Genomic DNA, 6,111 nt, shown 5'->3' with positions numbered 1-6,111 from the left:
CTTAGCCGATGCGCTCGTGAATCTCCTTGATCGACATCAGGCAATTGGAAATTTCGCTTTGCTCCGCGCACCCGATTGAGGCGGTCGTCTTCATAACCATCGCGCACGACCGGCGGGAAAGAGGCGGCTTCCAGGCATCAAACAATTTCATCAAAATACGGGTCCCACCGATCCGCCGGGTTGGCAGCAATGCGCAGGGAACTGCCTGTGCAAAGTTGCGAACGCTTGGCTTAATTCATGACGTGACCGGCCCAGAGCCGCCACTCGTCGGTCGCTCCAACGCCGCACCGCAGCCTTCGCTTTGCGGCCATTCGTGCATTACGCAGCATTTTTTTGGGTGGAAGACCGTAGTGCGGGATATTTCGGAGCTTCGCTGCGCGTGAGCGATGTCTGGCACGTCCGCAGAGAGATCCGAGATGCCCGCACGAATCGGGCAATGGGCCAAGTCTGGCGCCACGCCGAGATTGGCATTGCCGACACGTGCAGGCCCCGCCTGCGTATTCCAGGGCATCCGCCCACCCATTCCGACAACATGCGCCCACTTGTTCCGGGGGATCCGCCCACCTGTGACGCGTTGCCGTGAGGCAGTGAATTTTGGCTATCAGGTCTGAGGCGTTTCGTCATCCATTTTGGCGATAGTTTTGCGCAAGGACGCGTCCTCGAGTTCGAGGCGGTAGGAGGCGACAAGACCTGCCAGGTCGTGCCGGCGTTCGACTTTCCGCAAGAGCGTCAGTCCGGCATCGGAACTCATCTCCGCGCCGTCAAAATTGAGAAGGATGGGTTTGCCGTTCAAGGGTGACAAAGCGGGTGCGGCGACGGTAGACTGGTTCATGGTGAGGGGACGTACCTTGGAAATTGAATTTTCTGGCGTCGACAACCGAAAAATAAAAAAATTCAATAGTTTATGCCAACCTCACCACATCCTTATGAATAATCCAGGTTAGATAGGTTTGGCGCCGCTCAACTATAGTTACGCTTCGGCGCCGATCCAGCCCTTGGCACACCGATGCCGTTGGGAGGCGGTTACCTCGTCAAGGCGGGTCAGGCTGACACATGGCGCTCCCGGACGGCACGTGATGCCGTGCCGGTAACGCTTCCGCGATCCTGTCGTCGCGGACTTGGTCAGCCTTTTTCCGACACTTCCTGAGCGGGCGGCAAATTATCGGCAAGCTTCAACCGTTGGATCTTGCCTGACGGCCCTTTGGGCAGCTCCGCCATGAAATGCACCCGGTCAGGCGATTTGAACGGCCCCAGCCTGTCTCGGCAAATATCGATCAGCTGCGCCGGGTCGAGCGCCGAGCCCTCGCACACGCGAACCGCCGCCTCGATCGTCTCGCCATAGCGCGTGCATGGCCTGGCAAAGGCCGCCGCCTCCACCACATCGGGGTGGGAATAGAGCGCCTCGTCCACCTCACGCGGGGCGATATTCTCGCCACCCTTGATTATCAATTCCTTCAGGCGACCGGTCACGAAAACATACCCGTCACCGTCCATCCGCGCCAGATCGCCCGTCCTGAGCCAGCCGTTGCGAAAGGTGCCAAGGGTCGCGTCGGCGTTCTTGAGGTATTCGAGCATCACGTTTGGTCCGCGCACCACGATCTCGCCCTCAGTATCAGCGGGCGTCTCATTCCCGTCGCCGTCTTGGATCTGCACCTCGCAGCCATAGGCGATGCCCGGCGAGCCGATCTTGCGCGTCGCGGGCGGCAGCGGGTTCGACAGGATCTGCGCCGCCGTTTCGGTCAGTCCCATGGTCTCGATGATCGGCACCTCGAAGCGGGCCTCGAAGGCCGATTGCGTCTCGACCGCCAGCGCCGAGGAGGCCGAGCGGCCGAACCGCAACCGCGCGCGACACTGCGTGTCGGGCTCGCCCTCGCCGTGCAGCAGATGCGAGATGATCGTCGGCACGACCGAAAACCAGGTGACCCGGGCCTCCCCCGCCTGCACCCAGAATTGCGACGCCGAAAAGCGCGCCGTCATCGCCAGCGACCCGCCGGAGACGAGACTGCCCATCACCGTCACGCAGAGGCCGTTGATGTGGTAGACCGGCAGCACGCATAAGCCCCGGTCCTCGCGCTCCAGACGATGCGCCACAGCGGTGGTCCAGCCACCCGCCAGAAGGCTGGCATGGCTGTGCACCACCCCCTTGGGCCGCCCCGTGGTGCCTGAGGTATACATGAGCAACGCGTGATCCTCCGGCGTGACCTCATGCAGCGCAGCGTCTCCCGCCGCCTCCAGCGTCAGGGCCTCGAGACCCTCGCCCGCAGCCCCCGCGAAAAGCTCGGTGCAGTCAGCGTGCACATAGGCAAACCGGGCCTCGGAGTGTTCGAGCGCATAGGCGATGGCATCGCGCCCCGCGGCAAGGTTGATCATCACCGCGCGGAACCCGCCATAGACCGCGCCGAAAAAGGCGAACAGCGCCTCGCGGCTGTTGGGGGCGATCACGGCCACGCTCTCGCCCCGATAGACGCCGCGCGCCGTCAGCGTCCTCGCAAAGCCTATTGCCCCCTCGCGCAGCGCGTCCCAGGTCAGCTCGGTCCCGCTTTCGGGAAACACGACCGCCACGCCGCCAGCATCGGCGCGCATGTCCAGCCAATCGCGGATCGTCCCCTGGGGCGGGGTGTTTTCGGTCATCTTCATTTTCCGGCCTCCTCCCAGTAGCCCGCGAAGATATCCTCGAGGCTTGGCTCGCGTGGCGGGATTTCCCGCACGATCCTGGTGGATTGCAGGTAATGCCGCCAATGCAGGTTCTCATGCGTGGTGTTCCCGCCCCAGGATCCGCAGCCCATCGACAGCGAGAACGGCATGCCGTTGGTAAAGGACCCGCCGACGGCGAAGGTGTGTGGCTGGTTGACGATGACCCGGCTGGTCGGGATTGCCCTCGCGAGGATCATCGCGCGCGAGTCGTCGCTGCTGTGCAGCCCCACGGAGTGGCCCGCGCCCTGATGCCGCTGGATCGCGCGCGTAGTCTCCACCGCCGCGTCGAAATCCGGCGCGCAGTAGAGGGCCAGCACCCGGCTGAGCTTCTCTCCGCTCAAAGGGTGGCCCGGTCCGATGCCCTCGATGCGCACGGCGATATACTCGGTCCCCTCAGGCACCTTCCCGTCAAGCCCGAGGGCCGAGATCATCCTGTCGGCATCCTGCGCGATTACCTGGCGGCTCAGATGCCCGTCGGGCCACATGGCCGCGACGATGGCCGCCTCATCCTCGACCACGGCGCCGCCCGCGCCCGCCATGGCCTCGACGAAGGCCTCAAGGACCGCATCGACCACTACGACCGCGTTCTCCGACGAACAGGACGTGGCGTTGTCGAAACATTTCGACGCGCGGATCTTTTCCGCCGCCGCCGCCAGATCGGCGGTCTCGTCGATAATCACCGTCGCGTTGCCGGCGCCCACGGCGACCGCGGGGGTGCCAGCCGTCTGCGCGCGGTGCACGTTGTTCTGGCTGCCGGTGCAAACGATCTTGTCGCAGCCCTGCATCAGGGCATGGGTCTTGTCCTTCGAGCCCGGGGGCGGCACCATTTGCACGAGGTCCGGATCCTCGCCAATCTTGGCGAACTCCGTATGAATATAGCCGAGCAAGGCTTGGCAGCTGGGCACGCCCTTGGGCGACGGGGCCACGACGATGGAGTTGCCGCATTTTACCGCGTTGATGATGTTGTTCGCCGGGGTTGCCGCCGGGTTGGTCGAGGGCACGATCGCCCCCACCACGCCCATTGGGCGGGCAATCTCGGTGATCCCGGTTGCCGCGTCGTCGGAGATCACGCCCCAGGTCACCGCGTCCTTGATATCGCGCATCAGGCCGAGCGTCTTGCGGTGGTTCTTGATGATCTTGTCATTCACATTGCCGAGGCCGGTGGTTTCCACCGCCAGCTCGGCGAGGGCGCGGTTGCGTGTCGGCTCCATGATGGCCCATGCCACCGCCTGTGCCGCCCGGTCATAGCGCGCCTGGCTGCCCTCCGCCTCGTAGCGGGCCTGCGCGGCGCGGGATCGGACAATCACGTGGTCCAGATCGACCAGCGGGTCGATAGCGGTCATCTCTCCACCTCCCTCTTGCAAGGACCGGGGCGCACCGGCGCGCGCCCCGGAAGTTTGACGTCAGAGCCCTTGGAGGAGTTCCTCGAGGGTGTCCTGGCGGGCCTGCCACATCTCGATGACCTCGTCGCGGGTCATGACATGCATCGGGCTGCCACCCTCCTTCATCTTGCCGACGACGCGCGCGTTGCGGAACATCTCGGGCACCGTCTCGGCCAGCTCGTCGATGATGGGCTGCGGCGTGCCGGCGGGCACCATGATGCCGCGGAAGTTCACAGACGCATTGTCGATGTCGTATCCCTGCTCGGCCATGGTCGGCACTTCGGGCAGGAAGTCGTTGCGCTCGACGTCGAACACGCCGAGGATCTTGACGTTGCCCGCCTCGCGCGCGCGGAAGGCATCCGAGAGATTGTTGACCCCGCCCAGCACGTCACCGGCGATGACCGCCTTCATGGCGCCGGCGCCGCCCTGGCTGTTGGGGATGTAGGCGAGATCCACGCCGGCCGCCTTTTCGAGCTGGAGCGCGGCGATGTGGTGGCCCACGAAGAGCCCCGCGCCCGAAAAGGTCAGACCGCCGGGGTTTTCCCGTGCATAGCTCACCACGTCCTGCATCGAGTCGAAATCGCTGTCGGCGGGGACCACGAAGACCGCCGGGTCGGCGCCCCAGTTGGCGATCGGCTCGAAGCTGTCGGTGGAATAGCTCACGCCACCCTCGATCGACTGGGCGATGAAATGCGGCACGTTGTAGGCGGCCAGGTCATAGCCGTCGGCCTCGGCCTGGGCGGCAAAGTGGTTCCAGCCCACGCGGCCACCGGCGCCGGGGCGGTTGACGATCGCGATCGGCACCCCGAGCGCGTCGTCGTTGGCGGCGGTCATGGTCACGATCCGCGCCTGGAAATCGGTGGCGCCGCCGGCCCCGTAGCTCACCATCAGCGTGATGGGGCGTTCGGGATAGTTCTCGTGCATGTCGGCCAGCGCGGCCCCGCTCGTCGAGATCAGCGCCACCGACGCGGCTGCGATAAGTCGTTTCATCGTTTCTCCTCCCGTTGGGTTGGTTCGGCCGTCATCGCGGCTCAGAAAAGGATCTCCTGCGGAGTGCGCACGTTGAGCAACATCGCGAAGAGACCGTACATCACCGCAACGAAGCAGGCGGTGACGATCGCGCGCCTGACCCAGTTGCGCGGCTCGTCGTGCGGCGAGGGGTCATAGAGCGTCAAGAGAATGAATACGGTCAGCGCCGTGGCGATATAGAAGCCGAGCGTGTTGGCCGCCCAGAAGATATAGACCAGCGCGACGATCAGCCCCGGCCCGAGCCGGAGGACCGCCGCGCGGTCCAGCCCGTTGCCCACCTTGGTCCTGCCCACGAGCGCCTTGCCGAAGGTCCAGAGCGCCAGAACCGCGAAGAAGCTGGAGATGATCCGCGGAAACAGGAAGGCGCGGGAGGGCTCCGCGGTAAAGCTGATATAGGCCACGACGACGCCCACGGCAGCGACCAGCCCGCTCGCCAGTACGTGTTGGGATTGCCAGTAGCTTCTCACGAGGACGCCTCCTCTTCTTCACGGCCGACGACCTGGTCCTTGGTGGTGTACCGGCTGTGGCGCAGCTCCATCCAGATCGAGTAGATGACCGAGACGAAAACGACCGAGATCAGGACAAGGTTGAGAGGGCCGGTCAGGAAATACATCCACAGGTTCGACGTCGCGTTGGCGATCATCGCGCCCTGCACGAAGTTCGCCTCCGCGATCGGACCGAGGATCAGCCCGAGCACCAGCGGCGCTGCGGAAAAGCCGAAGCGCTCGAGGAAATACATCCCCGTCCCGAGCGCCGCCATGACGTAGACGTCGCCCATGGAGTGCTGCACGGAATAGCTGCCGAACACGGCCAGCGAGAGCACGATGGCCGCCATCACTGCGTTCGGCACCTGCGCCACGCGCGCCGCGAGGCCGGCCACGTAGAGCCCGAACACGCACATCAGGATCTGGCCGAACAGCATCGAGTTGATGAAGGTCCAGGCGACTTCGGGGTGGTTGTCGAAGAGATCGCTGCCGGGGAAGATCCCGTGGATCAGAAGGCCGCC

At 64.6% G+C, this 6,111-nt stretch carries 6 protein-coding genes and 1 pseudogene; 1 reads left to right on the top strand and 6 read right to left on the bottom strand.

Annotated elements, in window-relative coordinates; all coding sequences use genetic code 11:
- Window positions 1-26 precede the first annotated feature (26 nt).
- Window positions 27-383, top strand: coding sequence for a hypothetical protein (locus ACESL9_RS16525; RefSeq protein ID WP_372675225.1), 357 nt, complete (start codon window positions 27-29; stop codon window positions 381-383).
- 296 nt (window positions 384-679) lie between these two features.
- Here the strand turns inward: ACESL9_RS16525 and ACESL9_RS16520 are convergent.
- The 6 genes and pseudogenes from ACESL9_RS16520 to ACESL9_RS16495 all read right to left on the bottom strand — a co-directional run.
- A pseudogene (locus ACESL9_RS16520) lies at window positions 680-832 on the bottom strand (IS1380 family transposase); the annotation flags it as partial.
- Window positions 833-1,122: 290 nt separating this feature from the next.
- Entirely contained in the window at window positions 1,123-2,637 is a 1,515-nt protein-coding gene (locus ACESL9_RS16515) for an AMP-binding protein (protein WP_372675224.1), read from the bottom strand.
- The gene (gene sauS, locus ACESL9_RS16510) at window positions 2,634-4,037 is read right to left on the bottom strand and encodes an acylating sulfoacetaldehyde dehydrogenase (protein WP_372675223.1); all 1,404 of its coding nucleotides are present in this window, start codon (window positions 4,035-4,037) and stop codon (window positions 2,634-2,636) included. The genes ACESL9_RS16515 and sauS overlap by 4 nt, the downstream gene beginning before the upstream one ends.
- Window positions 4,038-4,097: 60 nt before the next feature.
- Complete coding sequence (locus ACESL9_RS16505; RefSeq protein ID WP_372675222.1) at window positions 4,098-5,066, bottom strand: tripartite tricarboxylate transporter substrate binding protein; 969 nt, start codon at window positions 5,064-5,066, stop codon at window positions 4,098-4,100.
- A 41-nt stretch (window positions 5,067-5,107) separates the two neighbouring features.
- Window positions 5,108-5,572 carry a tripartite tricarboxylate transporter TctB family protein gene (locus tag ACESL9_RS16500; protein WP_372675221.1) on the bottom strand — a complete coding sequence of 155 codons (465 nt, stop codon included), beginning with the start codon at window positions 5,570-5,572 and terminating at the stop codon, window positions 5,108-5,110.
- A partial coding sequence (locus ACESL9_RS16495) for a tripartite tricarboxylate transporter permease (RefSeq protein ID WP_372675220.1) occupies window positions 5,569-6,111 on the bottom strand: 543 nt, incomplete at its 5' end. The genes ACESL9_RS16500 and ACESL9_RS16495, both read right to left, overlap by 4 nt.

Origin of the sequence: Aquicoccus sp., from assembly GCF_041686535.1 — a bacterium.
GTDB lineage: Bacteria > Pseudomonadota > Alphaproteobacteria > Rhodobacterales > Rhodobacteraceae > Aquicoccus.
This window is presented reverse-complemented; position numbering and strand designations above follow the sequence as displayed.